This is a genomic window from Kitasatospora sp. NRRL B-11411, from assembly GCF_000721345.1.
GTDB classification, from domain to species: Bacteria; Actinomycetota; Actinomycetes; order Streptomycetales; family Streptomycetaceae; genus Kitasatospora; species Kitasatospora cineracea.
This window is the reverse complement of the sequence record NZ_JOGH01000056.1, coordinates 18963-38115: the sequence shown is the minus strand read 5'-3', so window position 1 is coordinate 38115 and position 19153 is coordinate 18963. Positions and strand designations below refer to the sequence as shown.

General features: G+C 73.7%; 18 protein-coding genes. 6 read left to right on the top strand and 12 right to left on the bottom strand.

Going from position 1 to position 19153, the window contains the following annotated elements:
* Positions 1–56: 56 nt before the first annotated feature.
* From IH44_RS0123510 to IH44_RS49165, 4 genes are read right to left on the bottom strand one after another with little or no spacing between them, the layout of a single operon-like run.
* Positions 57–245, bottom strand: coding sequence for a hypothetical protein (locus IH44_RS0123510; protein ID WP_157852442.1), 189 nt, complete (start codon positions 243–245; stop codon positions 57–59).
* Positions 246–303: 58 nt separating this feature from the next.
* Positions 304–492: a hypothetical protein gene (locus IH44_RS0123505; RefSeq protein WP_157852441.1), complete on the bottom strand. Its 189-nt coding sequence runs from the start codon at positions 490–492 to the stop codon at positions 304–306.
* Positions 493–505: 13 nt separating this feature from the next.
* The gene (locus IH44_RS0123500; RefSeq protein WP_157852439.1) at positions 506–982 is read right to left on the bottom strand and encodes a S26 family signal peptidase; all 477 of its coding nucleotides are present in this window, start codon (positions 980–982) and stop codon (positions 506–508) included.
* Positions 983–1007: 25 nt separating this feature from the next.
* Positions 1008–1133, bottom strand: a complete 126-nt coding sequence (locus IH44_RS49165) for a hypothetical protein (protein ID WP_255358110.1) — start codon at positions 1131–1133, stop codon at positions 1008–1010.
* A 283-nt stretch (positions 1134–1416) separates the two neighbouring features.
* Here IH44_RS49165 and IH44_RS0123490 point away from each other — a divergent pair, with 283 nt between their 5' ends.
* Genes IH44_RS0123490 through IH44_RS0123480 form a run of 3 tightly spaced genes read left to right on the top strand, consistent with a single transcriptional unit; the run spans position 1417 to position 4315 of the window.
* Positions 1417–1965: a hypothetical protein gene (locus IH44_RS0123490; RefSeq protein WP_030461677.1), complete on the top strand. Its 549-nt coding sequence runs from the start codon at positions 1417–1419 to the stop codon at positions 1963–1965.
* A complete protein-coding gene (locus IH44_RS0123485; protein WP_051817230.1) occupies positions 1962–3794 on the top strand; it encodes an ABC transporter ATP-binding protein in 1833 nt (610 codons plus the stop codon). The genes IH44_RS0123490 and IH44_RS0123485 overlap by 4 nt, the downstream gene beginning before the upstream one ends.
* A complete protein-coding gene (locus IH44_RS0123480) occupies positions 3791–4315 on the top strand; it encodes a MauE/DoxX family redox-associated membrane protein (protein ID WP_051817229.1) in 525 nt (174 codons plus the stop codon). Before IH44_RS0123485 ends, IH44_RS0123480 begins: the two co-directional genes overlap by 4 nt.
* Here the strand turns inward: IH44_RS0123480 and IH44_RS0123475 are convergent.
* Positions 4296–7043 (bottom strand): BTAD domain-containing putative transcriptional regulator, encoded by a 2748-nt coding sequence (locus IH44_RS0123475; RefSeq protein WP_081967066.1) that lies wholly within the window; start codon positions 7041–7043, stop codon positions 4296–4298. The genes IH44_RS0123480 and IH44_RS0123475 overlap by 20 nt on opposite strands.
* A 189-nt stretch (positions 7044–7232) precedes the next feature.
* Entirely contained in the window at positions 7233–8396 is a 1164-nt protein-coding gene (locus IH44_RS0123470; RefSeq protein WP_030461673.1) for a damage-control phosphatase ARMT1 family protein, read from the bottom strand.
* 182 nt (positions 8397–8578) lie between these two features.
* On the opposite strand from IH44_RS0123470, the gene IH44_RS0123465 reads away from it, so the two are divergent.
* The gene (locus IH44_RS0123465) at positions 8579–9667 is read left to right on the top strand and encodes a hypothetical protein (RefSeq protein ID WP_030461672.1); all 1089 of its coding nucleotides are present in this window, start codon (positions 8579–8581) and stop codon (positions 9665–9667) included.
* Positions 9668–9794: 127 nt separating this feature from the next.
* Positions 9795–10730, top strand: a complete 936-nt coding sequence (locus tag IH44_RS0123460; protein WP_051817248.1) for a hypothetical protein — start codon at positions 9795–9797, stop codon at positions 10728–10730.
* 40 nt (positions 10731–10770) lie between these two features.
* On the opposite strand, the gene IH44_RS0123455 is transcribed toward IH44_RS0123460, so the two are convergent.
* The 3 genes from IH44_RS0123455 to IH44_RS0123445 all read right to left on the bottom strand — a co-directional run bounded on the left by IH44_RS0123455 (position 10771) and on the right by IH44_RS0123445 (position 13200).
* A complete protein-coding gene (locus IH44_RS0123455) occupies positions 10771–11661 on the bottom strand; it encodes a Gfo/Idh/MocA family protein (protein ID WP_030461670.1) in 891 nt (296 codons plus the stop codon).
* A gap of 5 nt (positions 11662–11666) precedes the next feature.
* Complete coding sequence (locus tag IH44_RS0123450; RefSeq protein ID WP_030461669.1) at positions 11667–12359, bottom strand: O-methyltransferase; 693 nt, start codon at positions 12357–12359, stop codon at positions 11667–11669.
* Positions 12360–12525: 166 nt separating this feature from the next.
* Positions 12526–13200, bottom strand: a complete 675-nt coding sequence (locus IH44_RS0123445) for a DedA family protein (RefSeq protein ID WP_035956173.1) — start codon at positions 13198–13200, stop codon at positions 12526–12528.
* A 397-nt stretch (positions 13201–13597) separates the two neighbouring features.
* Here IH44_RS0123445 and IH44_RS0123440 point away from each other — a divergent pair, with 397 nt between their 5' ends.
* Entirely contained in the window at positions 13598–14503 is a 906-nt protein-coding gene (locus IH44_RS0123440; RefSeq protein ID WP_030461667.1) for an aldo/keto reductase, read from the top strand.
* A 67-nt stretch (positions 14504–14570) separates the two neighbouring features.
* Here IH44_RS0123440 and IH44_RS0123435 read toward each other — a convergent pair whose 3' ends face one another.
* From IH44_RS0123435 to IH44_RS0123425, 3 genes are all read right to left on the bottom strand, one after another.
* The gene (locus IH44_RS0123435) at positions 14571–15509 is read right to left on the bottom strand and encodes an ADP-ribosylglycohydrolase family protein (protein WP_030461666.1); all 939 of its coding nucleotides are present in this window, start codon (positions 15507–15509) and stop codon (positions 14571–14573) included.
* 129 nt (positions 15510–15638) lie between these two features.
* Entirely contained in the window at positions 15639–16466 is an 828-nt protein-coding gene (locus tag IH44_RS0123430) for an alpha/beta fold hydrolase (protein ID WP_030461665.1), read from the bottom strand.
* A 214-nt stretch (positions 16467–16680) separates the two neighbouring features.
* A complete protein-coding gene (locus tag IH44_RS0123425) occupies positions 16681–19092 on the bottom strand; it encodes a glycoside hydrolase family 2 protein (RefSeq protein WP_030461664.1) in 2412 nt (803 codons plus the stop codon).
* Between the last annotated feature and the right edge of the window lie 61 nt (positions 19093–19153).

The window sequence follows — 19153 nt, the reverse complement described above, 5'->3', positions numbered from 1 at the left end:
TCAAACGTTCCCGAACCGCCTCAAGAGCGTTCGGGCCACCGGCCGGCGGGAGGGCCTCAGCAGGGGCCGACGAGCTTCAGCGAACCCCAGGTGATGCTGCAGTTCGCGTTGAGCGTCCAGACCTGGCAGTAGTACGCGGGGCCGTAGTCGCCCGCGAGGCAGCCACAGCTGGTGCCCATGTCGGGGGCGCACCCCGCTGCCGCCGGCTCCTGCTTCAGCAGGAACCCGAGAAGCCGGTCGGACATCGAGCGCTTCATCGTCGGTGTCTCACTTTCCTCTGGTCGTCGTCCGTTCGCGGAAGGGTCAGCTGTAGCAGCGCGTGGTGCAGGCCTGCGTGAAGCAGCACATGCGCTGGTAGTACTGGCCACCGCTGCCGGCGTCGCCCGCCGCAGGCTCGAGCCAGCAGTCGGGGGTGCAGCCGGCAGCGGCGGTCCGCTGCCGGAGCAGGGAGTCCAGGAGGCGGGTGCCGAAGGCGCGGGACATTGCGCGCATCAATTTTCTCCTTTCACTGGTCCGGGATTTCCGGACCGTCATGACCTGGGCGGGGATTCGCCCGGTCGAGCTTTCGGGGGCGGATGACCCGGCCCTGGATATCGGCGGCGGGGACGAACCCCCACTGCTTCGAGTCCTCGCTGGCGACATGCCTGCCGAGGACGAGAAAATTCCCCTCGGGAATGGTTTCCCCTGCGGACATGCCGGTGGCCGGGGTGAACAGGTCGGCAACCGGGTCCCCGGGTCCGGCGGCGACGTTCTTGAGGAACAGCCGCTCGCGGCGGGCGTCAGCAGAGGTGCACGCCGGACGGCGGACGATGACGACGTCGCCCGTCCTGGGGCTCCGCCGACCTGTGCGGACGGCGAGAACCCGATCGCCGGGGAAGTACTGCGGCTCCATGCTGTGCCCTTGGACGGTGACCAGGAACAGAGCACGTCGGACGGTCAGCAGCACGCCGGCGGCGATGGCCGACAGGACGGAGAGAAGCATCACGCGAGGGCCGCCCTACCGCCGGTCAGCCGATCGGGCAGGTGGGGCAGTTCTTCATCGCCACTGTGGTTTCGGCCGCCGGAGCGGTGCCGGCCACGGCGATCGCCGCGAGCGCGGCGGCGGCGGCGAGGATGAGCCCGAGCTTCTTCACGGTTCGTCCTTTCGGAATTTCAGGGTTTCGGGGTCCCGGGATTCCGGGAGGTTGTTCACTCCCGGCCCCGGAAATCGGATTTCCGATTTCCCGGCGGGTTGACCGCCCTGCCGGTGGTGGTCCGAACCGTACAGCCAATGGCGTCGCGGATGGCAAGGAATTCCGAGTGTGATGCACGCCACTCCCGCCCGGATTACGCGAGTAGGGCATGGGTAGTGAATGAGTAGTCGAGAGCATTAGGGTCCCCATGAATTCCGCTTCCGAGCACTTCCTAGGGGATTTGATGACTGTCGCCCTGTGCATTCTCGCGGCCGCGTTGGGGATCGCCACCGCGCTGAACCTCTCGTTGACCTTCGCCGTCATCCGCCGGCTCCGTGAGATCGAGTCGCGGCCGATCGGCCCGGGCATGGACCGGCTGCCCGCCGTCGGCACCGCGATCGGCGGGTTCGACGCCGGCACCACCGCCGGTGGCCGCCTCGGCCGCGCCGACCTCGCGGCCGGCGAATTCCTGGCCGGGTTCGTCATGACCGGCTGCGGCCCGTGCGCCGACCTGGTCGCGGAATTGGACCGGACCGCTGCGGTCGATACCGAGAAGACGCTGTTCTTCGTCACGGGCGACCCCGAGGCGGAGGAGACCGCCGCGCTGGCTGCCAAGCTCGGCCGCTTCGGCCGGGTCGTGCTTGTCGGGCACAACAGCTCCGTGACCGCGGCGTTCGGAGGGGTCATGGCCTATCCCACGCTCCTGCGGATCCGCGACGGCGTCATCACGCACGCGGGCACCACCCTGGACGTCGTGGCGCGCCCGCTGGCAGGCACCCGGGCCGCCTCGTGAGCGCGGAGCCGACGGGGCGCCTCCACGGGGCGGCGCGCGCCCTGCGCCTCGGGTGGGAGGCCTCCCCGAGGGGTCTGCTCCTGCAGTTCGGCCTCGCGGTGCTGAGCGGAGCGGCTCCCGTTGCCGCCGCTTTCCTCACCAAGATCCTGGTCGACCGGCTGATAGCAACCGGCCGTTCCGGCCCGGTCGACCTCGCGCACCTGTCCCTCCTGGCGGCGGCCGTGGCCGCCGCGGGCGCCGCCACCACCGTCCTCGCCCAGGCGACGGCGTTCTCCGGCGTCGCCCTCGGCCGCGCCGTCAACCTCCTCGTCCACGACCGGCTCTACCGCCGCATCAACGACTTCCGCGGGCTTCGCCCCTTCGAGGACCCGACTGTCCAGGACACCGTCCGCCTCGCGGAACAGTCCGCCCAACACGCCCCGCGGCAGGTCCTCGACCTTCTGCTCACGGCCGCTCGCAGCACGGTCACCATCGCCAGCTTCCTCGGGCTGGTGCTGGCCACATGGCCGCCCATGGGCGTCCTGCTCCTCCTGACCGTCGCGCTGGCGGCCGCGGGCCAGCTCCGGGCGGCCCGGCACGCCGCCGACACCACCCGGACCATGATGGCCAACGCCCGTCGCCAGCTCTCCTACCGGATGCTGCTGACCGACCGCCGGGCGGCGATGGAGATCCGGCTGTTCGGTACGGGCCGGCTGTTCCACCACAAGGCCATGGATGCGCAGCGCCGCGCCGCCGACGCCGACGTCCTGATCGCCCGCCGCAACGCCCTCGTCCAGTCCGCGCTCGGCATCGCAGCCGCCGCGGCATCAGGCCTCGCCGCCGTCGTCGTCGTCCGCCAGGTCGCCGACGGTCGTGTCACGGTGGGCGAACTGACGCTCTTCACCGGCGCCGTCGCCGCCGTGCAAGGCGCCCTCGCCTCGCTGGTGGCGCAGTTCGGCCGCACCGAGGAGGCCCTGCGGCTGTTTGGACACTACTTCGACCTGCTGCGGCTGCCGTCGGACCTCCCCGACGGCGGCCTCCACCCCGGGCCGCTCCGCCGGGGCATCACCTTCGAGAACGTGTGGTTCCGCTACGGCCCCGATGCCCCCTGGGCCCTGCGCGGCGTCGACCTCCACCTCCCGCACGGCCGCGCCGTCGGTCTGGTGGGCGCCAACGGCGCCGGCAAAAGCACCCTGGTCAAACTGCTGTGCCGTTTCTACGACCCCGAACGGGGCCGCATCCTGTGGGACGGCACCGACATCCGCACCCTGTCGGTCGAGGAACTCCGCCGACGCATCGGGGCGACCTTCCAGGACTACACCATGTACGACCTCAGTGCCCGGGACAACATCGGAGTCGGCGCCCCCGAACGAATCGAGGACCTCGACGGGATCAGGACCGCCGCCGCACGCGCCGACATCGACGGCACCCTGATCGCACTCCCGAAGGGCTACGACACCCTGCTGAGCCGAATCTTCCTGGACGACGACCAGGAGGGTGGCGTCCTCCTCTCCGGCGGCCAGTGGCAGCGCGTCGCCCTTGCCCGTTCCCTCCTGCGCGCCGACGCGGACCTGCTCGTCCTCGACGAGCCGAGCTCCGGTCTCGATCCCCTCGCCGAGCGACGCGTCCACGAGACGCTCGCCCACCACCGCGCCGGGCGCACCACCTTGTTGATCTCCCACCGGCTCTCCGCCCTGCGGGGTGCGGACCTGATCGTCGTCATCGACGGCGGACGCGTCGCCGAAGAGGGCAGCCACCGCGAACTCCTCGCCCGCAACGGCCGCTACGCCGAGCTGTTCACCGCCCAGGCGGAGGGGTACCAGCACCGTCCCCAGGAGGAGCACGCATGACGACCCTCCACCTCACCGCCCGGCTGCTGCTCGCCGTCGTGTTCGCGGCAGCCGCCGCCACCAAAGGGCGCAACCGGCGGAAGTTGGCCGAATTCGCGGCAGGGCTGCGCTCGTTCCCCTGGATCGCCCCACGCCTGCGGACGGCCACCGCCGTGTCCGTGGTGGCCGTCGAGGCGGCCACCACCGTCCTGCTCCTGGCCGACCAGGAGGCCGGTCCGGTCCTCGTCATCGGCATGCTCGCCGTCTTCACGGCCACCACCGTGGCGGCCGGCCGTGCGGCCGACTGCCAGTGCTTCGGCGCGCCCACCGCACCCGCTGCCGGATCGACCGCACTCTTCCTCACCCGCAACACCGCTCTCGGCTGCACCGCGGTCGTTGCCGCGCTGCCCTGCGGCGGCATGCCGCCCCTGCCACTGGCGGTGGCGGCGGCGGCCACCGCGGCGGTTCTCGGAGTGTTGGTGATCGGCCTGGACGACATCGTCCACCTGCTGCGGACAACACTCAGCAGCAGTGCTCGATGAGCCTTGCCCGCACCGTCTCCGCCTCCACGCTGCCGATCTCGGTGAACGTCTCCATGGCCTGCTCCCAGTAGGCGCGCGCCTGCGGGACACGGCCCTGGGCGGCGCGGGCCATGCCCATCTGGTCCAGCATCCGGCCGGCCAGCAACCTGTCGTCGAAGCGACGGGCGACGGCGAGCGACCGATCGCTCAGCTCGAACGCCTCCTGGAAGACGCCGAGCCGCTGCAGGACCCAGGCGAGCTGGCCGTGCGCGACGGCCGCCGCATGGTCGCTCCCGCCCGCTTCGTGGATCGCCACCGCTTCGGTGAGCAGGTCCCGGGCAGTGGCGTGCCGGCCCTGGTCGGTCCGCACGAGGGCGAGGTTGGCCAGAGCGACGGCGAGCAGGTCCTTCTTGCCGCTCGCCCGGCCCGCCTCGACCGCCTGCTCCTGATAGCCGGCCGCCTCGGCCAGCTCGCGGAACTCGTAGTGCAGGTTGCCGATGTTGAGCCGTGCACGGACGACGCCGGTCACGTCACCGACGCGCCCGTACAAGGCGATGGCGCGGTCGAAGTGCTCCTTGGCCTGCCGGTCGCGGCGGATCGCGTAAGCGATCCCCTGGTTGTTCGCAAGCGTCGCCGCAGCGGAGTCGTGGCCGAGCGCCGCAGCCGAGCTCTCGCCGATCCGCTGGAGTTCGGCCAGCAGTCCGAGCCGGTGGCTGCGCAGCAGGTACGGGAGGTGGAGGACCGCCAGCTGCCACACGGCGCGGTGCTCGCCCACGGCTGCTCCCAGCCGGGTCAGCGCCGCGAGGTTCTCGGACTCCCGGGCGTACCAGTCCTGTGCCTCCGCCTCTCCTTCGAACGGTGGCGGGCCCGACCAGCTGTGGTCGAGCTCCGTGGGAGGGCGGAACCTGCGCGGGTCCAGCAGCGCGTGCGCCGCGTCCGCGTGCGCGATGTACCAGTCGAAGAGCCGGCCGAGTGCGGCTGTCCCCTCGGCCTTGGAGGACGCCGCGATCTGACGGCCGTACAGGCGCACCAGGTCGTGCATGCGGTGGCGTCCCTGGTCGTCGGCCACCCGCTCGACCAGGTGGACGGATTCCAGGGAGCGCAGGAGCGCACGGGCCTCGGGGGGCAGCGCGGCGCTGAGAGGGGTCTCCGGAGCGCCCCACAGCGCGCCGGCGGCCGCGGCCGGGATCGCCGCGCCGGGGTGCAGGGCGAGCAGCCGGAAGAACCGTGCCTGGTCGGTGGGGAGGCGGCGGTAGCTGTGTTCCAACGCCCCGGAAACCGTCAACTCGTCGCCCGGCAGGGAAAGTCCGGCCAGCCGGTCGCTCTCCGGGGCCAGCTCGACCGTCAGGCCGCTGAGAGGTGCTTCGGGTTCGTCCAGGAGCCGGACGGCGGAGATGCGCAGCGCCAGGGGCAGTCCGCCACACAGCTGCGCCAGTTCGGCGGCTGCCTCCGGTGCGGCCCGCACCCGCTCCCGGCCGGCCAGGCGGGCCAGCACCTCGATCGCCTCTGCGGCCGGAAGCACGCCCAGCGGCACCGGTGCGGCGCCCGTCCTCGCGACGAGGCCACCGAGCCTGACCCGGCTGGTGACCACGGTGAAGCCCTGCGCGGAGCCGGGCAGCAGCGGCCGTACCTGTTCGTAGTCCCGCGCGTTGTCCAGGACCACCAGGAGCTTGCGACCGGCGACGGTGGAACGGTAGAGGTCCTCCCGCAGCACCGGGTCCTCGGGAATCCGGTGACCCGGGACGCCCAGGGCCAGCAGGAACCGTTCGAGCACCCGGGCGGCGGGCTCGCACTCGCCCTCGTCGTAGCCGTGCAGGTCGACGAACAGTTGCCCGTCGGTGAAGTCGTCGGCGACGGACTGGGCCCAGTGCACGGCGACGGAGGTCTTGCCGACGCCGGCGGGACCGGTCACCAGAGCGATCCGCGCATCGCCGCTCCCACCGCGCGCCAGCGCTGTCAGCCTGCCGAACTCCGCCGTCCGCCCGACGAATCCGTGCGGTGTCTGCGGAAGCTGGGCCGGCCGGACCTTTCCGGGACCGGCTTCCCTCCGGACGGCCTTGGCGGACGGCTCCTCCGACGGCGCCTCGAAGCGCCCTGACAGCAGCGCCGTCTCCAAGGCGACGAGCCCATCGCCCGGGTCGAGCCCGAACTCCCTGAGCAGGAACGCGCGGGTCTCCCGGACCACGGCCAGCGCGTCGGCCTGCCGGTCGCACCTGTGGAGGGCGGTGGCCAGGCGCACGGCGATGTCCTCCCGCGCCGGGTACGCGCGCAGCAGCGCGGTCAGCTCAGGAACGAGCGCGCGGTGCCGACCGGCAGCGAGGTCGAGATCGGCCAACAGGCCGTGCGCGGCGAACCGCTCCTCTTCCAGCCGCAACCGGGCGGGTTCCGCGAACGGCGCCTCGATGCCGCTCAGCGCCTCGCCGCGCCACAGGGCGAGAGCCCGGCGAAGGTGATCCGCCGCTGCCACTTGGTCCCCGCGCTCCGCGAGGCTCTTCGCGCCGGTCAGCAACGCCGAGAACGCCGCCGCGTCCACGTCGCCGTCGGGCACCGCGAACCGGTAGCCGGCCGTGTCGAAGGACAGCAGGCCCGCCGACTCCGACGGCAGCGCCTTGCGCAGCGTCGAGATCACGGTGTGCACCTGAGCGCGGGCCGTCCTCGGAGCCGTCTCGCCCCACAACGCATCCACCATCCGGTGAATGCTCACCGGCCGACCCGCGTTCAGCAGGAGGAACGCGAGGGCCGCCCGCATCCGCGGCCGGGGCACCTCGACCAGGACCCCCTCCTGACGGACTTCCAACGGCCCCAGAACGCCGAACCGCACCACGCCACCACCCGACCCCACCCGCGTACGAACACACCATCCTACCGGCAGGTCACAGGACGGCCGGCGCCTCGCGGCACCCCGGTCTGCCGCGGGCGCGGGGAGGAGGACCGGACCCTAGGCGCGGAACTGGATCAGGGCGTGCCGCCCGTCGGTCCGCCAGCGGGTGCCGGTGGCGTCGAGGCGGGCGAGGGTGGCGGGGGCGAGGCCGACGGCGACGTCGGACTTGAGGGTGCGGAGGGTGGCGACGGGGGTGGGGAAGTAGGCGGTGAGGGGGGCGAAGGGGGTGGTGTGGGGCCAGTGGCGGTCGCCGACCAGGCGGCGGTGGTTGAGGTCGCCCTTGAGGATGGTGAGGGTGGCGCCGGCCAGGTCGTCCCGCAGGTCGGCGGGCATCGCGTCGAAGGGGAGCGGGGCGCAGAAGAACGGGTGGGTGCGGATGGTCAGGGTGCCGTCGGCCACGGCCCGCCGGAGGCGTTCGCCGGTCGCCGCGGCGGCCCGGCCGGGGGCGGTGCGCAGCCGGGCGAGGGTGGCGAGGGTGTCGGCGGTGGTGGCGTCGGAGACGAAGTAGGGGTGGGGTTTGACGTAGAGGGCGGCGTGTCCGGCGAGGCCGGAGGTCAGGAGGTGGTCGATCAGGACCAGGTCGGGGAGCAGTTCCCGGCCGGCGTTGTCGGCGATCAGGCCGACCCGGCCGCCGCGGCCCCGTTCGAGGGCGGTCCACAGGGCGGCGCTGTCGTCGGCGACCAGGTCGGGGGCGGCGGCGCCGTCCTCGGCGGTGAGGCGGAAGCCGAGGTCGGCCCGGTTGCCCCAGAGCGCGGCGGAGAGCAGGGCCCGGGGCCGGGTCGCCCCGGGGTGGTCGAGGGCGGCGAGTTCGCCGTCGACGGCCGGGCCGGCCAGTTCGGCGGCCTTGAACGGCGCGAACGGGTCGACGCCCTGCCAGGGGCCGGGCCGGAAGTAGCCGGTGGCGTCCAGCAGTTGCCGGTAGAAGTAGCTCTCCGCCCACAGGAACGGCGCCTCGTCCCAGCTCCGCCCCCACAGTCCGGCGCCCCACTCCTGCCAGCGCGCCGCGTCCGGGTCGTCCCCGGCGGGCGGGTGCAGCGGGCCGCCGCCGGTGCTCCGGGCGAGCAGTTCCGCCAGGTCCGCGCGCTGCTGCGGGCCGTAGGGCAGCGCGTCGAGCACCTGTCGGAGCAGGACGGGGTGGCGTTCGTGGAAGACGCTCCGGGCGAAGGAGCCGGGGGTGTCGATCCGGATCACCGGCGCGGACGGCACGGGGCTGTCCGGCACGGGGCTGTCCGACGCAGGGCTGTCCGGCACGGGGCTGTTCGGCACGGGCGGGCTCGGCTCTCTCCGGGGAAGGGGCGGACGGGCGGTGCTGCGGCCGATGCTTTCACGGCCCGGGCGGCCCGGGCGGCGGACACGGCAGGCCCGTGGCCGGGCGGCGGCCGGGCTGCCGTCACAATGACCGCATGAGAGTGATCTTCACGGTGGCCGGGGCGGCGCTGCTGCTGGTGACGGCGGCGAGCATCCTGCGCACCCTGGTGGTGCCGCGCGGGCTGTACTCGGCGCTGGTGATCCGGCTCTGGTCGGTGCTGCGCCGGGTGCTGCGGACGGTGGCGGCGCCGTTCGGCGGCTACCGCGCGATCGACCGGGCGCAGACCTGGCTGGCGCCGCTGATCCTGCTGGGGATGCTGGGCTGCTGGCTGCTGTCGACGCTGCTCGCGTACACCCTGCTGCTGCAGGGGACGTCCGACCTGGCGTGGCGGGTGGCGTTCCGGGAGGCCGGGTCGAGCCTGTTCACGCTGGGTTTCGCCAGCGGCGACCGGCTGCACCTGTCGGTGATCGACTTCCTGGCGGCGGCCAACGGCCCGCTGATCATCGCGCTGCTGATCGCCTACCTGCCGACCCTGTACGGGGCGTACAACCGGCGGGAGTTGGAGGTGACGCTGCTGCAGTCGCGGGCGGGCGAGCCGGCCTGGGGGCCGGAACTGCTGGCCCGGCAGGCGCTGGTGCGCACCGAGAGCGAACTGCCGGAGCTGTACCGGGACTGGGAGCGGCTGGCGGCCGACCTCGGCGAGGGCCACTCCAACTACCCGGTGCTGATCTCGTTCCGCTCCCCGCAGCCGTACCGCAGCTGGGTGGTCGGCCTGATCGCGGTGATGGACGCCGCCGCGATGCAGCTGGCCCTCAACCCGCGCTCCGCCCCGCCGGAGGCCCGCCTGCTGCTGCGCGCCGGGTTCACCGCGCTGCGCGACATCGCCACCGCCGTGCGCATCCCGTTCGAGCCGGACCCGGACCCGGACGAGCCGATCCGGCTGACGTACGCCGAGTTCGACGCGGCCGCCGCCCTGGTCACGGCCGCGGGCCTGACCCTGGAGCGGACGGTCGCCGAGGCCTGGCCGCACTTCCGCGGCTGGCGGGTCAACTACGAGTCCGTCGCCTACGAACTGGCCCGCCGCGCGGACGCCGTCCCCGCCCTGTGGACCGGCCCCCGCGACTTCCCCGCCACCCCGATCCCGCCCCGCCGCCCGGCCGACCGCCGCCCGGCCACCCCGTGACCGGGCCAACTCCCGGGTCCCGGTGGATGTTTGGAAAAGATCAGGTGTGCTCCTGATGCGGTAGGTTCCTGCCGTGACCGCGAACATAACGCCCGAGAACCCCGAACTGCGCTTCTCCGCCGTGCTGATGTACGCCGCGAACCTCCCCGGGGTGCGCATCGACCGGGAGGCGTACCTGCGCAAGACGCTGGCGCGCAGCTGCTCCGCGGAGCAGGTCGAACGGGCGGTCCGGGAGAGCCCGGCGGCGGCGGGCATCCCGGCCGAGGTGCTGGAGAAGGCGGCCAACGACTCCATCCGCTACGAGGCGGGCAAGGTCAGCGCGCTCTCCGCCGCGGCCGGGATCCCCGGCGTGCTCTTCCTCCCGGCCACCGTGCCCGCCGACCTGGCCCAGTACTTCGGCCACATGCTGCGGATCGCGCAGAAGCTCGCCTACCTCTACAGCTGGCCCGACCTGTTCTCCGGCGAGGACGACCTCGACGACGCGACCAAGGGCGTGCTCACGCTCTTCCTCGGCGTCATGTACGGCACCCACTCCGCGAACGTCGCGGTCGGGAAGCTGGCGAAGGCGATATCCGAGCAGCTGGTCAAGCAGTTGCCCCGGAAGGCGCTCACCAAGGGCGTCGTCTACCCGGTGGTGAAGAAGGTCGCGGCCTACCTGGGCGTCCAGATGACGAAGCAGACCTTCGCCAAGGGCGTCTCCAAGGCCATCCCGGTGGTCGGTGCCGTCCTCTCCGGCGGGCTCACCCTGGCGACCTACCTCCCGATGGCCAAGCGGCTGAAGAACCACCTCTCCGGCCTGGAGCTGGCCACGGGCGCGCGGGCGGACACCGGTGACGTGATCGACGTCGAGGACGTCGAGGGCTTCGAGGGCCTGGACGACCTCGCGGACCTCGAGGACTTCGAGGACGCCACGGACGCCGAGGAGACCGGCAAGGACGCCGCCACCACCACCGGGAGCAGCCTGGTGGCGCGGATCCCCCGCCCCTGGAAGCGGTCCCAGTCGAACGCCGAACCGAACGCCGAACCGGACCCCGAACCGGAGGAGCCCGCCGGGTCGCGGTGACCCCGACCGGCTCCCTGACCGGTTCCCCGGCCGGCTCCGACTACCGCCCGCCGCGCAGCAGTTGCTCCTCGGCGGCGGCCAGCACCTCCACCACCTGGCGGCCGAACCGGATGTCGCAGGGGTGCGGTTCGCCGCTCTTCGCGGAGGCGAGCAGGCCGTCCAGCGCGCGGGCGAACGCGGCCGTGGGGTGCTCGTCGCGGCCGGGGAGGGTGGTGACGCCGGCGGTGCCGCGCAGTTCGACGGCGGCGCCGTCGGCGGAGGCGGCGGGCGGGGCGGTGAGGCTGAGGGTGACGGTGCTGGAGGCGCCGCCGCGGTGGCGCAGCACCAGGTGGGTGGTGTCGCCGGGGCCGGGTGCGGCGGTCAGCCGGTCGACCTCGCCGAGGACGGGCAGCAGGACGGAGAGCGCGTGCGGGCCGACGTCCCACAGGGCGCCCTTCTGCTGCCGCCAGGGGGACGCGGCGTAGGGGCTGTCGGTGGTGAAGACCGAGCCGATCCAGTGGCAGTGGGCGGTGAACCAGCCGTCCTGGGCGGCCTGTTCGGCGATCCAGGCGTCCTGGGCGGGACCGAAGCGGGTGGTGAAGAAGACCACCGTGGCGACGCCGGAGGCGGCCACCGCGTCCTCGACGGCGCGGGCGGCGTCGACGGTGGCGGCGACCGGCTTGTCCAGCAGCAGGTGCTTGCCGGCCTGCGCGGCCCGGGTCGCGTACTCGGCCTGCACGTCCGGCGGGAGGGCGATGGCGACCGCGTCGACGTCGGCGAGCAGGGCGTCCACCGTCGGGTAGGCGGGGACGCCGTGGACGGCGGCGAGTTCGGCGGCGGCCTCGGGGCGGCGGCCCCAGAGTCCGGCGAAGGTGACGTCGGGGTGGGCGGCCAGGGCGGGGGCGTGCACGAAGCCCGCCCAGGGGCCGGTGCCGAGGAGTCCGATGCGCATGGTGGTCAGTCTTCCACTCCGTCGCCGCCGACCCGGATCAGGGTGAACCCGTCGTGGCCGCGGCTGCCGACGGTCTGCACGGTGGTGGCCTCCAACCGGGGCTCGGCCGCGATCAGTTCGTGCATCCGCCGGACGCCCCGCACCGCCGGGTCGGTGCTGTCGGCGTCGGCGAGCTTCCCGCCGCGCACCACGTTGTCGACGACGATCACCGAGCCGGGCCGGGACAGCTCCAGCGCGGCCGCGACGTAGTGCGGGATGTTGGCCTTGTCGGCGTCGACGAAGAAGAAGTCGTAGGGCTGCGCGCCCCGGTCGACCAGGTCGGCCAGGCTGTCCCGGGCCGGGCCGAGGCGGACCTCGACCCGGTCGGCGAGGCCGGCCCGGTCCAGGTTGGCGGTGGCGACGGCGGCGTGCGCGGGGTCGATCTCCAGGGTGGTCAGGGTGCCGTCGGCGGGCAGGGCGCGGGCCAGCCAGATGGTGCTGTAGCCGGCCAGCGTGCCGATCTCCAGGATCCGCCGGGCGCCCTGCATCCGGGCCAGCAGGTGCAGCAGCCGGCCCTGGTTGGCGGCCACCGCGATCTTCGGCAGCCCGGCCTCGTCGGCCGCCGCGAGCGCCGCGTCCAGCACCGCGTCCGGTGCGAACAGCAGGTCCTCGGCGTACTCGTCCACCGCGGTCCACACCTGCGGGTCCTTCTCCTGCATTGCCTCTCCCCACTCCGTGATCGCGCCGTGACCGGCGTGCGGGTGCGACCCTACTCCGGCCCGGCCCCGGACACGCCGGAACGCGGCCCGGCCCGGACGGCCCCGGACACGTCGAGGCCGCCGTGCCCGGCAGGGGGTCGCGGCGGCCTCGGTGGAGCGGACGGGGTCAGTCGGCGGTCTCCGCGAAGGTCTCGGCGAGCGGTTCGCCGCTCTTGCCGCCGGACTGCTCCGGGTGCTCGGCGCGGGACTTCTTCGCCTTCCGCTTGAGCAGCAGCGCCGACCCGGCGCCGAACAGCACGGCCGCGCCGAGCCCGATGTACGAGGCGCCCTGCAGGTACTTCTCGGCGACCTTGCCGACCTGGTACACCAGCAGCGTGGTGCCGCCGGCCCAGACCACGCCGCCCAGCACGTTGGCGATCAGGAACTTCCAGTACGGCATCCGCAGGGTGCCGGCCAGCGGGCCCGCGAAGATCCGCAGCAGGGCGACGAAGCGGCCGAAGAACACCGCCCACATGCCCCAGCGCTGGAACTGCCGCTCGGCGGTGGCCAGGTGGTCCGGCCCGAAGTGCTTGGGGAACTTCCGGCCGAGTTTCTCGAACAGCGGCCGGCCGCCCTTGTGCCCGATCGCGTAGCCGATCGAGTCGCCGATGATCGCGCCGGCGATCGCGCAGAGCGCCACGCCCCACGGGCTGACGGTGCCCTTGGCGGCCAGCAGTGCGGCGGTGACCAGGGCGATCTCGCCGGGCAGCGGGATGCCCAGACTCTCCAGTCCGATGATCAGACCGATGATGACGTACACCAGGGTCGGTGGGACGTCATTGATCCATTGATCGACGTGCAAGGCGGAGTACCTCCGTCTGGGCAGGACGAGGGCCGTCGGCCCGGCGCACAGCACGATCGCAATCGCAATCGCGCAGCACGGCCGTACGGCACACAGGAAAATTTCAGTAAAGAACCGGCCGGGCCAGCCTAGCCGCTCCCGCCCACCGCGCCGAGTGCCCCCCGAGGCCCGGGCCGGACGCCTCCCCCGCAGGTGCCGTACACCCGATCCAACGCGGCACGCCGGGCCGTTCGTTCCCGCTCCGGGTGTGAGATCACTCAAGGTCCGGGGCCCTGTCGCGACCGTCCGGCGCGGGCCCATACTCCGACACCTGACGCACCGGCAGCACCCGGCACCGACACCGGCACCGGCACCGGCACCGGCGCAGCACCGACACGGCACCAACAGGGGGACGGACATGACCGCACACGCCTCGGCGGCGGGGACCTGGCAGCTCGGCGACCTGGCGGTGAACCGCCTCGGCTACGGCGCGATGCGGCTGACCGGCAACGGGATGCACGGCAACTCCGACGGCCCGCCGATCGACCGGGCGGCCGCCGTCCGGCTGCTGCACACCGCGTTCGAGCACGGCGTGGACCACGTCGACACCGCCTCGTTCTACTTCTCGCCGCTGCGCTCCGCCAACGCCCTGATCGGCCGGGCCCTGGCCGGCTGGCCCGGCGCCGACCGGATCACCGTGGCCACCAAGGTCGGCCCCGGCCGCACCCCGGACGGCGAGTGGTACACCATGGCCCGGCCCGACCAGCTGCGCGCCCAGGTCGAGGAGAACCTGCGCCAGCTCGGCACCGACCACCTCGACCTGGTCAACCTGCGCCGCAACGGGCCGGACGTGGAGTCCGTCGCCGAGCACTTCGGCGTGCTCGCCGACCTGCGGCGGGCCGGGCTGATCCGGCACCTGGGCCTGTCCAACGCCCGCCCCGAGCACGTCCACCAGGCCCGCGCGATCGCCCCCGTGGTGTGCGTGCAGAACTCCTACGGCCTGGACCGCCGCCTCGCCGACGAGAACGGGACGCTCGACCTCTGCCGCGAACTCGGCATCGCCTTCGTCCCGTTCTTCGCCATCTCCGGCCCGGCCCGGGAGGCCGCCCCCGCCGCCGAGCGGGACGCCCGGGTCACCGCCGTCGCCGCCGAGCTGGGCGCCACCCCCGCCCAGGTCCGGCTCGCCTGGACGCTGCACCGCGGCCCGCACGTGCTCGCCATCCCCGGCACCTCGAACCCCGCCCACCTGGCCGAGAACCTCGACGCCGGGGCACTGCGCCTGACCCCCGGGCAGCTCGCCCGGCTGGACGCCCCGGCCGGCTGAGACCCGCCACGCCGCGGCCCGCTGAGCCCCGCCCCGGCCCGCCGCCCACTCCCCCGTTACTCCCCCGCTACTCCCCCTCCGCCACCCACTCCGGCAGCGTCTCCCGGCGCTCCAGCCAGGCCGCCGGGACGCCGGACAGGCCGGTGCGGGCGGCGACCACGCCGCCGGTGATCGCGCAGGTGGTGTCGACGTCGCCGAGGCCCTCGGCGGTGGTCCACAGCGCGCCCGCCAGGTCGTCGAGGTGGTGCGCGGCGGACCAGAGCGCGAACGGGACGGTGTCGGAGGCCCGGATCCGCTGCCCGTTGCCGAGCAGGTCGGCGGCCCGCCACGGCGCCGTCCCGGCGGGCAGGTCGGCGGCCGCGGTGACGCCCGCCCGGATCGCCCCGGCGGGGGTGCGGGCGGCCACCTCGTGCAGCAGGGCGGCCCCGGCCGGTCCGCCGTCGGCCGTCCGGCCGCGGGCCGCCAGCGCGGCGGCCACCGCGACGGCCACCGCCCCGGCGACGCCCTCCGGGTGGGTGTGGGTGACCTCGGCGGAGTAGGCGGCCTGCTCGGCGGCCTCGTCCAGGTCGTCGGCGAACCAGGCACCCAGCGGGGCGACCCGCATCGCGGCGCCGTTGCCGAGGCTGCCCTGCCCCTCGAACAGCTCGCGGGCCTCGCTGCTCCACCGCTCGGGCCGCTCGGCGAGCACCGGCAGCAGCCGGGTCATCCCGTAGCCGTAGCCGCGGGCCGGGTCGGCCAGGAAGGTCGCGCCGAACATCGCGGCCAGCCGGGTGCGGTTCACCCCGTCCTGGTCGAGCAGCGCCCGGTACACGCACAGGGCCATCGCGGTGTCGTCCGTCCAGTGCCAGGGCGACTCCTCGGGCGTGCGGCGGGCCCGGATCTGCTCGACCGCCTCGGCGGGCGCCCGGAACAGCTCGAACCAGCGCTCGCCGAAGGCGTCCCCGAGGGCCAGGCCCTCCAGCGCGTCGCGGGCGGCCTGCCGGGCGGTGGTGGTGGTCGTGGTCATGCGCCCGATCCTCTCAGCCCGCCCCCGCCCGGCCCACCGGTTTCCGCCCCGGACGGACCGGATGCCGCACCCGGACGGACCGGATCCCGCACCCGGCGGGCCGGTGTCCAGCACCCCGTTGACGGCCCGTCAGGACTTGAGGAACTCGATCAGGTCCTGGTTGAACCTCTCCTTGTCGTCGGGCACCAGCGCGATGCCGTGCGAGCCGCCCTCGTAGACCTTGAGCACCGCGCCGGGCACCAGGGCGGCGGTCCTGCGGCCGGTGGCGTCGATCGGGACGATCCGGTCGTCGTCGCCGTGGACGACCAGCAGCGGGACGTCGAACTTCTTCAGGTCCGCGTGGAAGTCGGTGTGCGCGAAGGCGTCGACGCAGGCCACGCCGCCCTCGATGGTCTCGGCCATCGCCATGTACCAGAAGGCGTCCTTGTTGCCCTCGGTGACCTTGCTTCCGGGGCGGTCCGCGGAGAAGAACCCGACCGAGGACTCCTTCCAGAACTGCGAGCGCTCCTTGAGGATGCCCGCCTTGATGCCGTCGAAGACCTCCTGCGGGACGCCGTCCGGGTTGTCCGGGCCCTGCAGCATCAGCGGCGGGATGGCGGAGAGCAGCACCGCGGAGCGGATCCGCTCGGTGCCGTGCCGGCCGATGTAGCGGGCCAGCTCGCCGCCGCCCATCGAGTGCGCCACCAGCGTGACGTCGCGCAGGTCGAGGCTGGTGAGCAGGTCGTTCAGGTCGTCGGCGAAGGTGTCGAAGTCGTAGCCGTCGTACACGGGGGTGGAGCGGCCGTGGCCGCGCCGGTCGTGGGCGATGCCGCGGAAGCCCGCGTCGGCGACGGCCTTCAGCTGGTCCTGCCAGGCGTCGCCGTTCAGCGGCCAGCCGTGGATGAAGACGACCGGGCGGCCGCTCCCCCAGTCCTTGTAGAAGATCTCGACGCCGTCGCGGGTGGTGCAGTGGGGCATGGGTGGCTCCGATCCGGGGGCCGGGCGGCCGCGCTGGGGCCGGCCCGGCGGGAGGGAAGGGCTGGCGTGCTCGTGCGGCCCGGAGCGGGCGGGACGGCGGCGCCTCGACCATTCATGACACAGTCCGGGCCCGGGCGCACCGCGGGCCGGTCCCGTCCGCAGACCGGACCGGCCCGTGGTGCCGGATCTCAACTCACCCGACGCACAAGGCGGTTCAGGACGGCTCGACGCAGAACACGGCCTCCCGGACCTGTCCGGCGGTGGGCACGGCGGTGGCGCCGTGCACCCGGATGGTGGTGCGCTCGCCGGGCAGCAGGGTGGTCAGGCCGCGGTCGGCGGCGGCGGCCGGGTCGATCCGGTCGGCCTGCAGCAGCAGGTCGCGGACCAGGGTGCGGGCGGTGACGACCACGTCGAAGGCGCCGTCGGCGGCCTCCTCGACGGCCAGTTCGTACTCCGGCCGCGGGTAGCCGAACGCCTTGTCGGGGACGGGGAAGTGCACGGCGCGCAGGCCGTCGGCGTCGGCGACCAGGTACTCCTTGCCGGAGCCGTCGGCGGGCAGCAGTTCGGCGGGCACCGGCAGCCGGTGGACGGCCCGGGCGTCGGCGGTGAGCTCGGCGGCGGTCTCGGCGAGCACGTTGCCGTCGGCGTCCAGGCGGCGCAGGCGCAGCGTCGTGGTCCAGGGCTCGGCGGACTGGTTGACCAGGGCGATCCGGGGGGCGCCGTCGCGGTCGGCGGGCTGCAGGGTGAGCAGCCGGTCGGCGTACAGGCGGCGCAGTTCGTGGTGCAGCGGCTTGAGCCGGCCGTCGCCGTCGACGGCGGCCCAGGAGGAGACCGGCCAGCAGTCGTTGATCTGCCAGACGACGGTGCCGGCGCAGTGCGGCCAGTGCGAGCGCCAGTGCTCGATGCCGGTGGCGATGGCGCGGGCCTGGATCAGCTGGGTGAGGTAGTGCCAGCGGTCGAAGTCGCCGGGGCCGGTGGGCAGTTCGAAGTGCCGCTCGACGCCGCGGTTCAGCTTGCCGTTGCCGTCCTCGGCCTTCTGGTGGTGCAGCATGCCGGGCGAGTCGGCGGCGAGTTCCTCGTCCGGCAGGGCGCGGCGCAGGGTGGCGTACGCGGGCGGGGCCTGCCAGCCGAACTCGGAGACGAAGCGCGGGACGCTGGCGCGGTACTCGGCGAAGTCCTGCCGGTTCCACACCTCCCAGGAGTGGTGGGTGCCGTGGTCGGTGTCGTTGGGGTGGTGGTCCCAGCTGCCGGACCAGGGGCTGCCGGCCGAGTAGGGGCGGGTGGGGTCGAGTTCGGCGACGATCCGGGGCAGCAGGCCGAGGTAGTAGCCCTCGCCCCAGGAGTCGCCCTTCAGTTCGTCCTCCCAGCCCCAGTCGCGGAAGCCCCAGAGGTTCTCGTTGTTGCCGTTCCACAGCACCAGCGAGGGGTGCGGCATCAGGCGCACCACGTTGTCGCGGGCCTCGGCCTCGATCTCGCCGCGCAGCGGCTGCTCCTCGGGGTAGGCGGAGCAGGCGAACAGGAAGTCCTGCCAGACCAGCAGGCCGAGTTCGTCGCACGCCTCGTAGAACGCCTCCTGCTCGTAGATGCCGCCGCCCCAGACCCGGATCAGGTCGATGTTGGCGTCGGCGGCCTGCTGGAGGCGGTGGCGGTAGCGGGCGGGGGTGACCCGGGTGATCAGGGTGTCGTCGGGGATCCAGTTGGCGCCGCGGACGAACAGCGCCTCGCCGTTGACGGCGAGGGTGAAGGGGGTGCCGGCGGCGTCGGGGGCGGTGCGCAGTTCGACGGTGCGGAAGCCGATCCGGCGCTGCCAGGTGTCGAGCGGGTCGTCGCCGTCGGCGAGGGTGAGGACGAGGTCGTAGCGGGGCTGTTCGCCGTAGCCGCGGGGCCACCAGAGGGCGACGTCGGCGGCCTCCAGGGTGAGCACGCCGGTGTCGCCGTCGAGGACGGCCTCGGCCTCGGCGCCGGCCACCGCGGCGCGGACGGTGAGCGGGCGGCCGGCGCCGCTCGCGGTGCGCTCGACGGTGACGTGCAGTTCGACCCGGCCGGTGCCGCCGTCGACGGTGACCAGCGGGCGGACCTCGGCGAGCCGGGCGGTGGACCAGTGCTCCAGCCGGGCGGGCTTCCAGATGCCCGCGCCGGGCAGGGTCGGGCCCCAGTCCCAGCCGAAGCTGCTGGCCATCTTGCGGATGTACTGGAACGGCTCGGGGTAGACGTTGGGCCGGTCGCCGACCAGGGCGCGGACCCGCTCGGCCTCGGTGTAGGCGCTGGTGAACTCGACCTTCAGCTCGCCGGCCAGGCCGGTGGCGTCGAACCGGTAGCGGCGGTGCATGTTGCGGGTGGAGCCGAGCTCGGTGCCGCCGAGGGTGATGGTGGCGGCGGTGTCGAGGCCGTCGAAGACCAGGTCGGTGCGCTCGTGCCGGCTGCCGTGGGCGGGCAGGTCGAGGGTGTAGGTCCAGTCCCGGCGGCCGACCCAGGCCACCTCCGACTCGTTGGTGCCCAGGAACGGGTCGGGGATCAGCCCGGCGGCCAGCAGGTCGGTGTGGACGCAGCCCGGGACGGCGGCGGGCAGCCGGTCCCCGTCGTGGTGCAGGCTCCAGCCCTGGTCGAGCGGGGTGGTGTCCTTCATCTGTGCGGCTCCTCAGTGGTTCGGCCGGACCGGTGGTCGGGTTTGCGGCGCGAGCAGAACC